This is a genomic window from Microcoleus sp. PH2017_35_SFW_U_B, assembly GCF_020737865.1.
GTDB lineage: Bacteria > Cyanobacteriota > Cyanobacteriia > Cyanobacteriales > Microcoleaceae > Microcoleus.
In genome coordinates, this window is the sequence record NZ_JAEQDE010000067.1 from 1 (window position 1) to 15,330 (window position 15,330).

Annotated in this window: 17 protein-coding genes; 7 read left to right on the plus strand and 10 right to left on the minus strand. The window is 44.9% G+C overall.

All coding sequences use genetic code 11. The features are described 5' to 3' along the window. From JGK36_RS18715 to JGK36_RS18730, 4 genes are all read right to left on the minus strand, one after another. The coding region (locus JGK36_RS18715) for a DUF4347 domain-containing protein (RefSeq protein WP_293201041.1) at positions 1–2,378 on the minus strand (2,378 nt) is incomplete at its 3' end. A 1,000-nt stretch (positions 2,379–3,378) separates the two neighbouring features. Beyond that, complete coding sequence (locus JGK36_RS18720; RefSeq protein WP_293190475.1) at positions 3,379–3,918, minus strand: hypothetical protein; 540 nt, start codon at positions 3,916–3,918, stop codon at positions 3,379–3,381. A gap of 13 nt (positions 3,919–3,931) precedes the next feature. Continuing rightward, positions 3,932–4,102 carry a hypothetical protein gene (locus JGK36_RS18725; RefSeq protein WP_293179102.1) on the minus strand — a complete coding sequence of 57 codons (171 nt, stop codon included), beginning with the start codon at positions 4,100–4,102 and terminating at the stop codon, positions 3,932–3,934. Between the two features lie 216 nt (positions 4,103–4,318). Further along, positions 4,319–5,815 carry a hypothetical protein gene (locus tag JGK36_RS18730; protein WP_293179099.1) on the minus strand — a complete coding sequence of 499 codons (1,497 nt, stop codon included), beginning with the start codon at positions 5,813–5,815 and terminating at the stop codon, positions 4,319–4,321. A gap of 74 nt (positions 5,816–5,889) precedes the next feature. On the opposite strand from JGK36_RS18730, the gene JGK36_RS18735 reads away from it, so the two are divergent. From JGK36_RS18735 to JGK36_RS18755, 5 genes are all read left to right on the plus strand, one after another. Continuing rightward, positions 5,890–7,551, plus strand: a complete 1,662-nt coding sequence (locus JGK36_RS18735) for a glycosyltransferase family 39 protein (protein WP_293179097.1) — start codon at positions 5,890–5,892, stop codon at positions 7,549–7,551. Between the two features lie 434 nt (positions 7,552–7,985). Then, positions 7,986–8,597, plus strand: a complete 612-nt coding sequence (locus tag JGK36_RS18740) for a Uma2 family endonuclease (protein ID WP_293179094.1) — start codon at positions 7,986–7,988, stop codon at positions 8,595–8,597. 170 nt (positions 8,598–8,767) lie between these two features. After that, complete coding sequence (locus tag JGK36_RS18745) at positions 8,768–8,968, plus strand: hypothetical protein (RefSeq protein WP_106148181.1); 201 nt, start codon at positions 8,768–8,770, stop codon at positions 8,966–8,968. 78 nt (positions 8,969–9,046) lie between these two features. Then, positions 9,047–9,346: a type II toxin-antitoxin system HigB family toxin gene (locus tag JGK36_RS18750; RefSeq protein WP_293201043.1), complete on the plus strand. Its 300-nt coding sequence runs from the start codon at positions 9,047–9,049 to the stop codon at positions 9,344–9,346. Continuing rightward, positions 9,330–9,734, plus strand: coding sequence for a transcriptional regulator (locus JGK36_RS18755; protein WP_293196909.1), 405 nt, complete (start codon positions 9,330–9,332; stop codon positions 9,732–9,734). Before JGK36_RS18750 ends, JGK36_RS18755 begins: the two co-directional genes overlap by 17 nt. A gap of 131 nt (positions 9,735–9,865) precedes the next feature. Here JGK36_RS18755 and JGK36_RS18760 read toward each other — a convergent pair whose 3' ends face one another. The 5 genes from JGK36_RS18760 to JGK36_RS18780 all read right to left on the minus strand — a co-directional run bounded on the left by JGK36_RS18760 (position 9,866) and on the right by JGK36_RS18780 (position 12,238). After that, the gene (locus tag JGK36_RS18760) at positions 9,866–10,264 is read right to left on the minus strand and encodes an HNH endonuclease signature motif containing protein (protein WP_293179079.1); all 399 of its coding nucleotides are present in this window, start codon (positions 10,262–10,264) and stop codon (positions 9,866–9,868) included. Positions 10,265–10,267: 3 nt separating this feature from the next. Next, positions 10,268–10,744 carry a hypothetical protein gene (locus tag JGK36_RS18765; RefSeq protein ID WP_293179076.1) on the minus strand — a complete coding sequence of 159 codons (477 nt, stop codon included), beginning with the start codon at positions 10,742–10,744 and terminating at the stop codon, positions 10,268–10,270. Beyond that, a complete protein-coding gene (locus JGK36_RS18770) occupies positions 10,741–11,037 on the minus strand; it encodes a hypothetical protein (protein ID WP_293196910.1) in 297 nt (98 codons plus the stop codon). Before JGK36_RS18770 ends, JGK36_RS18765 begins: the two co-directional genes overlap by 4 nt. Continuing rightward, positions 11,037–11,447 (minus strand): hypothetical protein, encoded by a 411-nt coding sequence (locus tag JGK36_RS18775; RefSeq protein ID WP_293196911.1) that lies wholly within the window; start codon positions 11,445–11,447, stop codon positions 11,037–11,039. The genes JGK36_RS18770 and JGK36_RS18775 overlap by 1 nt, the downstream gene beginning before the upstream one ends. A gap of 257 nt (positions 11,448–11,704) precedes the next feature. Beyond that, on the minus strand, positions 11,705–12,238 hold the full coding sequence (locus JGK36_RS18780; RefSeq protein ID WP_293196912.1) for a hypothetical protein: 534 nt from the start codon (positions 12,236–12,238) through the stop codon (positions 11,705–11,707). Between the two features lie 12 nt (positions 12,239–12,250). Here JGK36_RS18780 and JGK36_RS18785 point away from each other — a divergent pair, with 12 nt between their 5' ends. Continuing rightward, positions 12,251–12,382, plus strand: coding sequence for a hypothetical protein (locus JGK36_RS18785; protein WP_293196913.1), 132 nt, complete (start codon positions 12,251–12,253; stop codon positions 12,380–12,382). A gap of 40 nt (positions 12,383–12,422) precedes the next feature. Here JGK36_RS18785 and JGK36_RS18790 read toward each other — a convergent pair whose 3' ends face one another. Next, complete coding sequence (locus JGK36_RS18790) at positions 12,423–14,597, minus strand: choice-of-anchor K domain-containing protein (RefSeq protein WP_293196914.1); 2,175 nt, start codon at positions 14,595–14,597, stop codon at positions 12,423–12,425. A gap of 370 nt (positions 14,598–14,967) precedes the next feature. On the opposite strand from JGK36_RS18790, the gene JGK36_RS18795 reads away from it, so the two are divergent. Beyond that, positions 14,968–15,318, plus strand: coding sequence for a hypothetical protein (locus tag JGK36_RS18795; protein ID WP_293201045.1), 351 nt, complete (start codon positions 14,968–14,970; stop codon positions 15,316–15,318). The last annotated feature ends 12 nt before the right edge of the window (positions 15,319–15,330 follow it).

Genomic DNA, 15,330 nt, shown 5'->3' on the forward strand with positions numbered 1-15,330 from the left:
GTCGGCGCGGGTGTCGGAGTTGGCGCCGGAGTTGGTGTGGGAGTGGGAGTCGGCGCGGGTGTTGGTGTCGGCGCCGGAGTTGGTGTGGGAGTGGGAGTCGGCGCGGGTGTTGGTGTCGGCGCCGGAGTTGGTGTGGGAGTGGGAGTTGGCGCGGGCGTTGGTGTCGGCGCCGGAGTTGGTGTGGGAGTTGGAGTTGGCGCGGGTGTTGGTGTCGGCGCCGGAGTTGGTGTGGGAGTTGGAGTTGGCACGACTCCATTGGTGTATTCAAAAGAGCCGCTGTCAACGATCGCCCCTGGAATAGTATCGCCATCTTGAGGGCGAGTCACGCCGCGTTGATCCAAAGCCGGTGCGCCACTTGCAACCCCTTTATCAATTGCTGGACTTCCTAATAGCAGAGGCCTTACGAAAGCGCCGTTGATGTTTTGCAGGGGGCCGAGTTTGGGATCTGCGAGGGTCACACTTGCCGTAGCATTGACATCGCTGCCGTCATTGGGGTTTTTGGGCGGCCACTGAAAATTCCCTCCTTGATCGCTATATTGGGCGGTGACGTGTTGCTGAATTCCCCAAGGGTTTCCTCCGTTAGCCGCTGTATTGTTGGAAAGAACCGTGTTTTTGAGGGTGACATTATTGGCATCGGCGAAGATACCTCCACCAACCCAACCGGCGCTATTATCGGCGATCGTCGTGTTGACAATAGTTGTGCGTGCACCAAGAGTCATGGCACCGCCCAGTTTGTTGAAATCACCAGCAGCAAACGCGGTGGAGTTGCCAGAAAACGTGCTGTTAGTAATCGTAGCAGGGGCATTTCGCATCCACAGGCCACCACCTTGATTGTTGGCTTTGTTGCCAGCAAAGCTAGTGTTGGTAATAGTCAATCCCTGGTTGGTGCTGTCGCTCAAAACCGTTACCGCACCACCGTTTCCAGGATTTCCACCGCCGGGACTGCCTGTTAGCGCCATAACTTCGTTATTTTGGAAGGTGGTGTTTTCCAAAATTACATTGTCTTGGCTGCCCGTGAACAGATAAGCTGCACCTCCTTCACCTCGACCTTGATTGTTCTGAAATACGCTATTGGTAATCTTGATTGTGCCGGAAGCTTCATTTAGACCGCTGGCTCTGTCTGTGTAAATAGCGCCACCGTTACCCCTTAAACCAGGATTACCTTGACCTGTTGCGTAAGAGGCTGCGCTGGTGTCGTTGCCGATGAATCGCGAATTGTCAATTGTTAACTTGCCCTGAAGGCTGTTAATTGCCCCACCGTTAATTCCCTTGTTGTTGGTGAAGTCGCTGTTGGTGACAGTAAAAGCTTTGGAGCTCAAAAAGCCGATCGCACCTGCACCGCGTTCGTCATTACCCCCCGTCGCGATGTTGCCGTTGAATTTACTGTTCGATACTGTCAGGGTATTGTTGAAATTGCCGAAAATTGCCCCACCACCTTTATCGGCAACGTTGTTATTAAACTGAACGTTGTCTACTGTGAGCCTTACTTCGTCCGTTGTGCCGATCGCCCCACCTGTCCCAGTCGTTTTACCGTTGGCAAGAGTGAGATTTTTGACCGCAAAATTCGTCGCAGTCACAACGTTTGCATTGACAAAAAAGGCACGGGATGAGTTGTTACCGCTGATGGTTAAACCCGCTGCACCGGCGCCGTCAATGGTGAGGTTTTTGCCAACGGGAATATCGATTTGACCGCTGGTAAGGGCGATGGTTTGACCAGCTAGACCAGGAGCGAAGGTAATTGTGTCCCCGGCAACAGCGGAGGCGATCGCAGCTCTCAAGGAACCTGCTCCGCTATCGCTATTACTCGTGACGACGATAGTAGCTAAATCACCTTGGTAATTTGCCATCACATCGGAGTTCAAGGCTAAGTCCGATTCAATTTGACCCTTAGAAAATTCTAAATTCCAGTCGCCGTCTTTACCAGTAATGTTGGTGGATGCGGCAACGTCAGCCCCCGTTAATTGGCTTAACTTGTCAACGAAATTAGCGCCTGTACCTGCTGCTACATCGCAGCCGTACAGCATGATGTCGGCTTCTGGAGCTAGTGAAGTCTGCCACTTTTCCAACTGGCTTTTGTATTGATCGATGTTATCTGAACCCAGAGCGGTATTACCGAGTTGCAGGCTGCCAGAACTGCCGTGAGAAATAATGTGTACCGAGTCGATCGCCCCGTTGGTAGAGGCGTAGTTTTCAATTTCAGACGTAATTTGTTGGATGCCATTTTTGGTGCTATCGAGGATTACTACCTGCTGCCCAGGTAGCACTCCCGCTGCAATTGACTCGTAATCTTCCACCCCGGAATCAATGAATACTAAGGAACGTGGGTGCAATTTTTCCAAAGAAGATTGTGAGTTGGTTTGAGCGAATGTAGAACTCATTTGTGATACTCCATTAAGGGCGTTATTGGTAGATACAGCCCAGGAGTGTTCTTATCAGTCTTATTTGAATTCATATTAACACCTATTTTGAAAATAGTGCAACATTTACTAATCAATTATTTAAATGTTTTATTTTCCGGATTGTACTTACTTCCGCTTGTAGTTACTCAATTTTTTGGTGAGGATTGTTGAAATATCTAACAAATATGTGGCGCATATTCAAAAAAATTCAGCTTTTTTGAAGCCGGACTTTTTCAGCATTATTGGCTGCAAATACCGATAATTATAGGCATTAAAAAATGGGTGCAACGGTAATTACTTACTGAGTAACCCCTCTAAATTAGATTTACTATTGTTGATTTTACTCAGATAATTTGCGTAGATAGACACGGTTTAGTCGTGTCCATACCTGTATTAGGTCAAATTTTAAAATGAATTATATAATACATTTTGAATAATTCAGCCAATTAAAACAAAGAATGCAACTTTAGGCGCGATCGAAATTACCAGAAAGAATTGGTTGAAAGCCGGAGTCCCGGGAGTAATTAAAAGAAGACTATTCATTACTCCAATCCTCGGACTTCCCGGTAGAGGTCGCCCTCAACCCAACGACCGGCTTTTCGGGCAAGCTGTCAACTGTCAACTGTCAACTGTCAACTGTCAACTGAAGAGCGACCTCAGTCATCCCCACTTTGAAAATCTAAAATTGTATGAGATAGGCTGCGTGGCTGGCTAGATTTTTGAGACACCAGAATACTGATACCAAGTAGGTTTGGTGGCATTTACTAAGCATCAAAACAGTCTGACATTAAGTGCCGATTAATCGATCGCACTTAAGTTGTTTGCGCGCGGGCACAGGAACTTTGCGGAGTTGGGCCGTCACTACACTACAAAGGCTATGAGAATTATTCAACGGGAGTTGATACGATCGATCGCAGATTCAGTCAGATCGCATCCTCGCGCCCCGTCAGGCGGTTAATGACAATTCCATTGTGGCCAATCACCGTGTTTTACGCTCCACAGCCTCAATTACATTACTCTCCTTAGCAAACAACCGATCGCGCGCGCGGCCGTTGCTGAGTGTGTCGCTATCTCGATCGGCATAACACGAACCCAGTCCGTTTTTGTCACTCAGGGAACTGTGCCATTTTAGCAATTGGCTGTCATCTGGTTCGAGGCAATCTGAACTGCCGCCAAAAATTGTGCAAACTTTGTCAATCTCTCTAATCAGGATAGAGGCATATTTTTGAAGTGCCGAGATAACTTGCTGGATCCCGTCAGACATAGACTTGACTAAAATTACTGCAAGCGTCGCGAAAATCCCAGAGACAAAATATCCGCCGTCAATGATGCTGGAGTCATTAAATGCAAAACTTCTGGATCCGGGATTTTGGTATTCCGAGGCGGGATTGGTTTCCGTCAAAGAAGTGAACATATTCCTTCCTCCAAAAGGGTGTTGGCTGGTAGATGTACCCTTGGAGTCAGAGCGTTGGAAACAGGCAGGAACTAGGTTGGTTTGGCTCGCGGCTATTGCACTCATCTATCAGTTTCGCCTATTTCTCTGGTGCTGCCATCCGCGATCGCACGGAATTTATATTTTCTGTATTTTCCCCAATTGGCGATCGGTCAGTAATTACCGATCTAATCGAGTATCCTGTAGGTGACCGCTTCAACAAAGAGTCCTCCAAACCCCCCGATTCCGATCGATCGACCCCATCTAACATCTCAAACCTCAAATGCTCGCTCGCAAGTTAGGTACGTAGTTGCGCTTCAGCGCTCTTTCAATATATAAGAGCGCCCAAGCGCAACTACATACCTTAATTACGTAGTTGCGCTTCAGCGCTCTTTCAATATATAAGAGCGCCCAAGCGCAACTACGTACCTTATGAAGTACCTTATATTTAATGTCAAAGTTGCCTCCGGCCCGACAACACCACCGTTCACGAGTCTGTAGTAGAGGGCGGTTTCTTCCCAGCATTCCGGATGTTAATAATCTTGTTGAGCGCCTCGAACCAAAAACCAGCTCCCATAGAAATCGCTACGCCACTCAACATCCAACCAAACAATTTTGCCATCAAAGCCGGCAACAATACATTCCCCTGGGCGTCTAGTTCTAACCTGTTCGGTTCGCTCCAGCCAAAAGGTAGAGCTACATTATCCAAAGCTCGATCGACCTGATTTTGAACTTTTGTGAGATTGGTTAAATTATCCAATTTTGTGTTAGCATTTTTTTCAACCAACTGCTTAGCGTACAAATTAACAGTCGATCGCAACATCGAATCCTTCGACAACCGATTAACAATATTAATGCTATCAGCGTTAGCAGCCAGGGCGATCGTAGTTCCGAGCAAAATCGCCACCCCTCTAGAATTCCGCTTGTAAACCCCCGAAGCACGCTCCATCGATCGATCGAACCAACCTTCAATTTCTTTCTGAAACCGCTGCAACTGCTCTTGAGTATCTCCACCGCCTGTTTCAGCGCGCTGCGCCAAAATATAAAGACTGCGTTTCAAAGATTCTGGCATACTGTCCAAGGTTTCTTGAATTTGTTTGTAAATCGGACTCTCCTCTTTCTCATCCATAATTTGTGCTACCGTATCCTGACTTTTCCTAACTTTCCTCACCGTATTTAACAAATTGCTCAAACTCGGTTGCAGTTGCGCCCGCAACGCTGCCCGCTCAAACTCGCTATCAAAACTCGCCTTAATAAAAGCCATCTGTCTCTGAAATTCTCTTCCTCCCTGCTCGGTTTCCGGCAGATAAACCTGAGAATCATTAATATAAAATCCCAATTTTTCCGACATTCGATCCAAACTGTTGTTCAAACTTCCCAAATCGTTTTTATAATCTTCAACAACTCGATTGAACTCCGCAGTCAGCCAGCCAAATTCTTGCTCAATAATTGGTTTAGTAGACTCCGGCAGATTCAGACCCTCTCCAATCACTTGAATTTGTGCCAACTGTAAATCTTTAAATCTTTCCAGTCTGCTTTTAGACAGCGATTCCACCAAAGGAGAAATTTTTAAAGTATCCAAAAGACTCGCAGCAAAACTATCGGCTGGAATATAAGACGGCCCTGTTGATTTATTGCCAAAAACATTCTTAGTACCAGTCATTCGGCGGTATAAATCTCCCATGCGGTGGGTAAACGAACGAAATCCCTGTGATAGAAGACCTTTCGCTCCTTGATTCAAATCCTTGATAATCGGATTGGCATAAATTGAATTTGCCAACAGTCCGACTCGCTGCAATTGCAGCGGATCTTTGGTGGCTTCGCTGCCTCCAGAAATCAGCACTTCGATCGACTTCTTTAAATGTTCCGCCCGCCACTGCAAAACAGTAGCAATCAGTTCCTGAATTTCGGAAGCTAGCAAGCTTAAAGTCAGGTAGATAAACACTAAGCCAATTATAATATCTATGATTACAGGTAAGTTCATGGTATTTCCCCGATCGCAAATAACTGCTGTATAAGTTTACCTTCTCTTTGGGACGCTAAAAACTCTCTTAAGTTATGTCAGAAATCTTTCGATTCCTAAGCCGCAAACCGAAAACTCGCTTCAATGACAGCTTGACAGACAAACTGTGGATGCTGGCTTTTCTGTTGGCTGCGGTGCTGATTTTCGCGCTGAATCTGGGCGGCGTGGCGTTGCGGGATTGGGATGAAGGGATTGCAGCCCAGGTAAGCCGCGAAATTTGGCGCGGTAATTTAAATTGGCTGTATCCGACGATCGGCTCTATGCCTTATTTAAACAAGCCGCCGCTGGTACACTGGCTGATCGGGCTGTGTTTTCGCGTCGGTGGTGTCAGCGAATTGACGGCGAGGTTGGTACCGGCAATGCTGACAGCTTCTTCTGTGCCACTTCTTTACGCCATTGGCAGGGAGTTGTTTCCCAGACGCTCGATCGCCATTTTTTCGGCTCTCGTTTATCTGACGCTGCTTCCGGTACTGCGGCACGGACGTTTGGCGATGTTAGACGGAGCAGTTTTGTGTTTTTTGCTGGCATCGATGTGGTGTTTGCTGCGATCGCGCCGCGACTTGCGCTACGCTTTGGGCGCGGGGATTGGCTTCGGACTCATTTGCTTGACTAAAGGCGTGATGTTGGGGCTGCTACTGTGCGCGATCGGCTTTGTTTTCCTGGTTTGGGATACCCCGCGACTGCTAACTTCTGGGTATCTTTGGGGCGGATTGGCGATCGGAACTTTGCCAGTAGCGGCTTGGTATTTTGCCCAATGGCTGCACTACGGCCAAGATTTCATCAACGCTAATTTATTTAACCAATCTTTCCGGCGCATTTGGGAACCCGTAGGCAATCACAAAGGCCCGCCCTGGTATTATCTGTTAGAAATTTTAGAATCAGCATGGCCGTGGCAGTTATTTTGGCTGCAAGGGCTGCGCTTGAGTTGGGAAAATCGCAATTTTCCCGGTGCAAAATTAGTATTAGCTTGGACGGGAGTATATCTGCTGGCTATTTCTGTGATGAATACCAAATTACCTTGGTATGTTTTGCCAGTTTATCCAGCTTTTGCTTTGGCAGTTGGTAGCTATCTCGCTGAAGTTTGGGAACAAATGTCAGTCCCGGAAGAATCCGCAAAAGATGAAACAGAAGAATATTTTAATGCTATATCTTTGTTGCCTCATCCGGCAATTTTGGTAGTAATAGCCGTAGTTGGTGTCGTCGGCTGCGCGTACTTCAGTGGCTGGATACGGCTGGGCGGACAAATTGTGTCCCCCCAGGGCGATTTGCAGTTAATGCTGATGTTTGTAGCTTTGACAATGGCGCAAGCCGCCGTATTGCTCCACCGCAAAGACCGACAGTTTCTGTTAGTTTTAATTTGGGGAACTTACGTTACGCTGTTAGTATTTGTCGCTTCCGATAACTGGGTTTGGGAACTCGCGGAGGATTATCCAGTGAAGCCGATCGCCGAAATTGTCCGCCAAGGAACCCCAGCCGGCCAGCAAGTCTTTACATCTCATAAATTACCTCGTCCGTCGCTGAATTTTTATAGCGAGAGACAAGTTATTGTCGCCGACAGCCCGACGCTACAACAGAAATGGCAAACTCTCCCGCCACCTTATTTTTTGTTAGAGAAACCTGTTTTAAAACATCTAGGTTTGAAGAATGCTGAGGTTGTCAAAACAGCCGATGATTGGGTTTTAGTAACTAGAAAATAAGCGATCGTGTTGCCAAAAGATACCGTAGGAGCGGGTTTCACCGGGAGCATCCCAATTTGGTAAAAAGCGTTTTTTAGGAGTGCGAGCGTCTCGCTCGCGACATGAATCGCGAGCGAGACGCTCGCACTGATATCATCCAAATATATTATTCTGATGCAACCGTCCACGCTCTGAAAGCAAAAATGGGATGCAGCCGTTTCACCAACTATCTATATGAGAAACCAACAATATCATAAACCCGCCCTCACCCAACAAATAATCGAAATCTATATTTTTTTAAGGCGATCGCATATCAGATAAATTAGGCGATCGGCTGGGTGCGGACGGGTTTACCAACAATCTCAAAAACCCGCTACACAAACTCAACCTTAAAAAGCTTGCCCAAAAATGTTACACTAGACAAAAGTCTGAGTCAAATGCTCTGCGATCGAACTATGCAACTTACCGAACAGCGATACTACTCGACCGAGGAATATCTAGCACTAGAGGAGGCTGCTGAGTGCAAAAGCGAATATATTGACGGTGAAATATTTCCTATAGCCGGTGGCTCTACAAATCACAATCGGATTGCTGGCAATTTCTACGCGGCGTTAAATTTTGCTTTCAAGACTGAAGATTATGAAGTTTTCATGAGTGATGTCCGCTTGTGGATGCCCAAGAGGCGCATCTATACCTATCCCGATGTGATGGTAGTATGTGGCAAGCCGGAATATTATAATAACCGCACGGATATGATTACTAATCCCAGAGTTATTATTGAGGTTTTGTCAGAGTCAACTAAAGGATACGATCGCGGCAAAAAGTTTGAGGGATACCGCACGATTCCCACGGTTGAGGAATATTTGTTGCTGGATCAAAATCGGAAATATATCGAACATTTTTCTAAGACGGATAATAAGCGATGGTCGTTTGCTGAGTACAATGAATCGGATGAGTCGATCGCGCTTGCTTCAGTATCCTTTGAAATTTCTGTGGCAGATATCTATAATAAGGTGAATTTTGAAGAGGTAGATGCAGAAATCGCACCGGAAATTGGAGAAGTTTGATTCGGTGAATTTGTGGCAGATTTATTGGCGGGCGATCGCACTTTTTGTCGTAAAGGGCGATCGCCGTAGCCCGTAGCCAACTTGTGTCATTATACGATGAGCCATAATAGACAAGACCGCAACTCTTGTAGTGCGATCGATTAACCAGCAACTATTGGAGTGTTTGATTTATGCTAATTGAGAAGATCGTTCAAGAATTACAAGACATCCCCGAAGACAAACTCGCAGAAATCTATGACTTGATTCACTATTTTCGCCTCGGATTAGGACGAGAACAGCCACAGCCGCGCACCCCTGGTTTACTGACGGGAAAACTCGGTGATGCTTTTTTTGAACCGCTACCTTTCGAGGAACTGGAACAATGGGAATAAGCTACCTCATTTCGCGCATACTTGACAAAAAAAATCAGCTTAGCTAAGATAAAGTTTAGTTGAAATTGCCTATAACATATGCACATAATCAGCTACCGGCAGATGCGTGAATATAGCGAAAGTCATGCTGATTGTCTGGAAGCCCTGGATAACTGGTTTAAAATTGCTAACAAAGCTAAATGGTCAAATTTAGTTGAAGTGCAATTTGTTTTCCCTAAAGCTGAAGCCGTGGGAGGTTTTACGGTTTTTAACATCAAAGGTAACAACTATCGATTGATAGTTAGTATCGATTATGAAAGCCAGTTAATTTATATCAAATACATTTTTACTCATGCTGAATATGATAAGGAGAAATGGAAAAATGACCCTTATTTTTAATTCCGATAAATACAAAGAGTTATTGTCTCAATATCAGCCTAAAATAATTAGAAATGAAGCTGATAATGAAAAAGCTTTAGTGGTTGTGGAAGAGTTGATGCACCGTCGCGATCGCACTCCTGAAGAAGATGAGTTATATGAATTGTTGATTGCATTGATTGAAAAATTTGAGCAAGAATACTACGCACCGGGAGCAACGGCTACACGTCGTTCACTGTTGTTGTTTTTGATGGAACAGCGATCGCTAAAACCTGCGGATTTAGTGGGAATTATTGGCTCTGAAGAAGGAGTATATCAACTGGTTAACGGTGAGGGATATTTCAGCAAAGAGCAGGCGTTGATTCTGGGTAGTTTGTTTCATGTAGAGCCGAGTTTATTTACTAACTAACACATAGGGCCCAGAAACCGGGTTTTTGCGAAAATACTTCGCCGCAGCCAACAGATTCGGTAAAAACCCGGTTTCTTTAGTCGTAGTGCGTATCGATCGCCCTATTATGAACTAGAGAGCGTGAAGCGAAGCTATCCCGAAGGGAATCGCCTGCGTTCGGCCAGTCGCTCATCGCTGTTAAGCTGTAGCAAATTGACAGTTGTGCGCCCTTCTGGAGTTAACCCAATAATCAGGGCATCATCATCCAATGTAAAGTGTTCGGGCCAGTTCTGCGTCCGGGGGTTGAAGAGGAAACTAAAAGCGCTAGTCTGGGGATCGAAAGAACCGAGATCTGTCCCTTTATATCGGTTGCACCGCCAGCAAGCCAAGGCGAGATTATCCGCATCAGTTGTACCTCCGTGCTTCACTGCAATTATGTGGTCAATTTCGTGAGGGAAGAAACTCAAAGAAATTCCCAGCAGACAATACTCGCAGCGGTAGGAAGCGCGTTCTTCAATATATCGGCGAAGGGTGGCAGAAATATAAGTCACAAATCAAGATTGGCGAGTGAGATAAGGTAGGTTGCCCATTTTGAGCATGATTACTAGATGTTCAATCCGCTCGTATTCATCTAGTTCTAGTTGTTCTGGGGAAGTCAGTTCACCGGCTTTGCTGCGTGTTACCAATATCCGCAGGCGTTCTTGCATCTCAGGAGTGGGGCGGAAGGCTGCGATTTCTTCTGCTGTGGGCGCGCTGGCAAGAAAGTTTAAAATATAGCGGTAGGTGCGGGAGGGCAATACTGGTTGCTCGACGCACAGGCGCAAGAGTTCTGGCAGTTGTTCGCCCAAGAGTGCGAGTTGCTCTGAGAGATCGTCGGGAACTTCAATGGTGATGGTTGTCACTGGTAAAACCCTCAAAGTGGAGGAGCTATTACTTATTCTAAGGCTTTTTGTCGAAAGGGCGATCGCACTTTTTGTCGTTAAGGGCGATCGCATTTTTTTGAACCACAGACGAGCGCTGGTTTTTGTCAAGATTGCAAAATGTATTGACTGATAATATTTTTGAATTCTTGAGGAGATTCTTTGGCAATCGCCGCTCCTAAATCTGGACGCACAACCCACCACCAAACCAGTTGCTCTAAACGATCGGCAGAATCTTCATTAGGACACCATTCGATCGTACCTTCATTGACACCAATAATGTTGGCACAAAGGTCATTAGCAATGCTAACGCGATCGTCTAGTTTTTCAAACTGTACGATGTCTTGCCAGCTAATTTCATTGGGAATAGAATTTAGAATTGATTGGATATCTAGAGTCAGCATTAAACTGTTCCTCCGAAAGCTATAATAACTCTAATGCCAAAGTCTTGTTGTTCTGCAAAAGATTGAGTGCTGAGCCATCCTCTCACGGTTAGAGTGATCGTACCTGTGAGTTCAGGTTGGAGGGAGTTGTAGAAATTGGTAATTTCCTGATGAATTGACCCAGTACCGTGTTCGAGTCGGACGAGATTGCCTGTATTGTGTATTGCTTGAGCCCCGAATCTCTGTAAATTTGATGTTGTTTGCCCAACTATATGATGCCACGCTAACCCCGATCCTGCCACCCCCATCGTTCTTTTGAATTCACCAAAAGTTTGAAACCCTTGTCCGGGTCTTATAGGTGAAATGATTGTCCTTGATGCTAGTTCTCTAGCTAGTCGTCTCGCTATTTCTCGTCGAGTTTCGTCTGTCATTTATGCGAGTTAGCTTTGACTAATTTGACTTAATCCTATCATGGATGAAGGGCGATCGCTCTTTTTAGCAAGCGCAGATAAACGGAATGGATGCGGATAGATAAAAACGCGATTTATCCGTATTATGACTTACGCATAGGGCCCAGAAACCGGGTTTTTGCGAAAATACTTCGCCGAAGCCAACAGATTCGGTAAAAACCCGGTTTCTTTGTCGGAGCGCATAAGTCCTGCAATACTTATTCTAGGGCTTTAGTGCGTTACTGACATCCGCGAATATTCCTTCTAATTCCTGACCATTCATTAGCTAAACTAGATTGAGAACTAGAAATTTTCCGACCCAACATTTGAGGATTTCTTTCATAGAAAATCAGGTCGGCTTTATAGTCACATATTTTTACTTTGTCGTTGGTGTTTGAAGGTGTACCGTAGTTAGAAAAGTTGGCTAGTTGTTCAATAGACATCATACTCTCATTCGTGCGAGCACCAATTACCCATGTAGGATAGGTAAAAACTCTGGCTCTTTGGCACTGCGAATTAAATTCACCATTTCTACCATTGGGGTAGCATTCAATGTATTGAACTTGGCTGAAGGAATCTCCGAACAATTGCGCCTGTCTTCGAGTGTAAGGACACCAAGAAGCGCCATATAGCTTAGCGCCTGCTTGTTTGAGATGGTAGGCTAGAGATGCGGCGGTTTGTGCAGTGGCTGGTTTTACTAGACTGGTACAATCTATGCCAATTGCACTGATTAGGGCTAGTATTCCTAATATCTTGAATTTTAGTTTAATCATGATTCAAGGTCTATGAGAGGGTTGGGATTTAAGGAAGGTGGTTGTGGGGAAGTGTGGGTATTGGGGATTGTTTTTAAGGGCGATCGCACTTTTTGTGTTAAGGGCGATCGTACTTTTTGTCGTAAGGGCGATCGCACTCATTAATATTGCGATGACGAAACTCTTGGGCGACTTTCCTACAGCATCATCCTATCTGGGTGATTGGGTCATTCAGCGGTATAGTAAACAAGGAATTTTTCACAATGTCTGGCTGCGTGTTGATGACGACACCAAAGATGTTTGTATAGACACCAAAAATTTCATTCGTTTCTGTGTATTGGATAATAGTGTCTGCAATGCCATCTTGATTCACCTCAGTAGGGGTGAAAGTGAGAATGTCTATCGGTACGCCTCCATTGATGCCAATTAGATCGCCTTCACTCGCATTGAAGTCAAGTAACCAATCAGCAGTAGCAGGATTGGTTTCTTCTATACCTGTATCTGTTCTTAAGATAAAAACATCTGTCCCGCTACCACCAGTTAGCCGATCTGTTCCCTTCTCACCGATTAAAATATCGTCTCCGTCATTGCCAAAAATTTCATCATTGTTTTGTCCACCCCGCACTAAATCATTGCCAGCACCTCCTGAGATGAAATCATCACCTTCGTTGCCGTTGAGAATATCATTGCCATCATCGCCTAAAATGCGATCGCTTCCTTTTCCGCCTCGCAGGTAATCATTGCCGATAGCCCCTTCGATAGTATCAGCACCTCTGGCTGCGAATACTACATCAGTTACGGGCGATCCTAAGATTTTTTCATTATTATCAGAACCTAGCACACCCCCCGGATTTTCAGCCATTATTGCTTGAGTAATCTGAAATGTAGTTCCCGTATCTGTTGGGGGATTAACTTGGCTAGCACTTCTTATTGTTCTTGGAGCACCTATTAGAACATCTACTACAGCCCCTGCCAATGGGTAAACTAGATCTCTCAAAATTCCATTTTGTGCATCAGCAATTGTGTTTCTAAAGCCCTTAACAGCCTCTTTAATATCATTGCTAAATTGACGAAGCGTCTGTTGATCCTGAGTAAAAATACTCACTGGTACGATTTTACCAAATAAATCAGCGGTAGCTGTGCTATTCTCCGGTGAATCAAACTGTCCTACAGGTTCTCCATTTGAAGCAAACCCATATAGATCGAGGGTATATTCAACATTTATAACCTTAATCCTCTCTTGGGATAAACCCGCACCTGAAAAAGTTAGGCGATCTGCATCCAGAACTGCATCCCCAGTTGTGTTATTTGTTGCTTGATTTTTGATTGCAAAATTAAACGTCTGGGGGATATTTTCTGGTTGGGTTATCGAAAGATTAATGTTAAGAGTTGTATCTATTAATCTGGGTGAGTTTTCGGCATTTACTCCATTCTTATAAGTAAGTTTACCAAGATTAAAAAGCATATTTGTTGGTGTAGTAAAGGGAGCTCCGTCAAACTGCACAAAACTCACAAATTCAGGTATACCTAAACTAAATTTATTGCTGCCGCCTCTAAAAGTACCAGTGGTTGAACCTGTGAAATTTGGGTTGGTAGTATCAACATCTATATTGCCTGTTCCTGGAGAACGCAACCGATTTGAATCCAATCTCGTCCCATCCGCTAGAGTATAAGACCCTCCCTTTCTGAAGAATGTGTCCTGTTTGTAAGAAGAGCCATGACTACCAACAAGAGGGGTTTCTCCTGGTTGCGTCGGTAAATTTTTATTAAAATAGAAATCTCTTGTTCCTATGGGATCTTGGTATCCTAATTTACTGGTATGGAACGCATTCACTTGCTTAGCATCAGTAGGGTCTAGGCGATCGCTTGGAGGAACTGGTTCTTCAATCATATTAGTTCCTCCTTCTATCTGTCTAGCTCTGATCTTAAAACCAGATCCAGCAGGATCTAAAGCGGTGATAAGATTTATCAGATTACCTGTTAGTTCTCGATACTTAGCGCCAGCAGAACCAACGATATGACCCCCTAAACTATGACCAATCAGTTCGAGTTTTTTAGGGTTAACACCAATATTGTTCAGATACTCACCGAGCTTTTGACCTGCTTCTTTTGTATTTGCAGCAGCTTTCGAGTAATCAGTCTTAGCACCACTTTCCCAGTCCATCGCGACAATATTAGCATTAGGATCTTGCTCTCGGATAACTTGAGCTTTCTCTGCTACCCAGTCAGCAGGCGTAAAATTATTCTTTGCGTTACCACCTGTATTATTCCATCCATGAGTTATTACATAAGTATTCTGATTTGGATCAATGGGTCGTGACTGGAAACCGTTATTCCCCCATGTATTAAAGTTAATCTCTCCAAAACTAGCCTGTACCATGATTCAAACTCCTTCTGAATGTCAATATTGAACTAAGCTATTGAAAAAACTGATAACTAAATTAGATCGGTCTTTCACTCATCCCTTACAGGGGAAACAGTATAAATAACAACTATTTACCCAAGAATTTAGAAACCGATACCTAACTGCAAGGCAAATGCTTACTCACCTTGGCTTCACCCCGATCTGTAGCCGCGAGCTAAGCTCATCCTCTGACAATAATCCCTAATCCTTGCTCTGTATCGGCTCAACGGCTCATCATTTGGCTCAACATAAAAAGCTCATTTGGCTCATTTAGCTCATTTGGCTCATTTAGCTCACCAAATCTGGTAAAATTGCCTCAAGGAAAAATCGTAATATGTAAATACCAATGGCAGGTTTGCTCAGAGCATCTGAAGAAGGGCTGAAAATCATCGACATGGTGCGACGCAACCTCGAATGGAATAAAACTGAGGATACTTGGTGCAAAGCCGCCCTAACTTCCAAAGCCACTTTAAGGAGATTTTGGGCGCAAAACCGAATTCGACGCGAAACATTTATCGATATTTGTAAAGCTGTAGGAATCAATAACTGGGAAGATATTTTTAGCCGCCGCGATCGCAGATATCCCTCAAGACAACCAAACCGATCGCACTTTCCCCCTCCCCGAAAACTTACCCCCCGTCAGAAATTGGGTACAGCGCACCAAAGAACTCGAAATCTTAAAAACTACTATCGTTAACTCAGATATCAC

Coding starts and splice junctions, on each gene's coding strand:
- JGK36_RS18775 (WP_293196911.1), bottom strand. CDS start 11,447: ATGACAGACGAAACTCGACGAGAAATAGCGAGACGACTAGCTAGAGAA.
- JGK36_RS18725 (WP_293179102.1), bottom strand. CDS start 4,102: ATGTTAGATGGGGTCGATCGATCGGAATCGGGGGGTTTGGAGGACTCT.
- JGK36_RS18770 (WP_293196910.1), bottom strand. CDS start 11,037: ATGCTGACTCTAGATATCCAATCAATTCTAAATTCTATTCCCAATGAA.
- JGK36_RS18720 (WP_293190475.1), bottom strand. CDS start 3,918: ATGAGTGCAATAGCCGCGAGCCAAACCAACCTAGTTCCTGCCTGTTTC.
- JGK36_RS18755 (WP_293196909.1), top strand. CDS start 9,330: ATGACCCTTATTTTTAATTCCGATAAATACAAAGAGTTATTGTCTCAA.
- JGK36_RS18750 (WP_293201043.1), top strand. CDS start 9,047: ATGCACATAATCAGCTACCGGCAGATGCGTGAATATAGCGAAAGTCAT.
- JGK36_RS18735 (WP_293179097.1), top strand. CDS start 5,890: ATGTCAGAAATCTTTCGATTCCTAAGCCGCAAACCGAAAACTCGCTTC.
- JGK36_RS18730 (WP_293179099.1), bottom strand. CDS start 5,815: ATGAACTTACCTGTAATCATAGATATTATAATTGGCTTAGTGTTTATC.
- JGK36_RS18740 (WP_293179094.1), top strand. CDS start 7,986: ATGCAACTTACCGAACAGCGATACTACTCGACCGAGGAATATCTAGCA.
- JGK36_RS18790 (WP_293196914.1), bottom strand. CDS start 14,597: ATGGTACAGGCTAGTTTTGGAGAGATTAACTTTAATACATGGGGGAAT.
- JGK36_RS18785 (WP_293196913.1), top strand. CDS start 12,251: ATGAGAGGGTTGGGATTTAAGGAAGGTGGTTGTGGGGAAGTGTGGGTA.
- JGK36_RS18745 (WP_106148181.1), top strand. CDS start 8,768: ATGCTAATTGAGAAGATCGTTCAAGAATTACAAGACATCCCCGAAGAC.
- JGK36_RS18795 (WP_293201045.1), top strand. CDS start 14,968: ATGGCAGGTTTGCTCAGAGCATCTGAAGAAGGGCTGAAAATCATCGAC.
- JGK36_RS18780 (WP_293196912.1), bottom strand. CDS start 12,238: ATGATTAAACTAAAATTCAAGATATTAGGAATACTAGCCCTAATCAGT.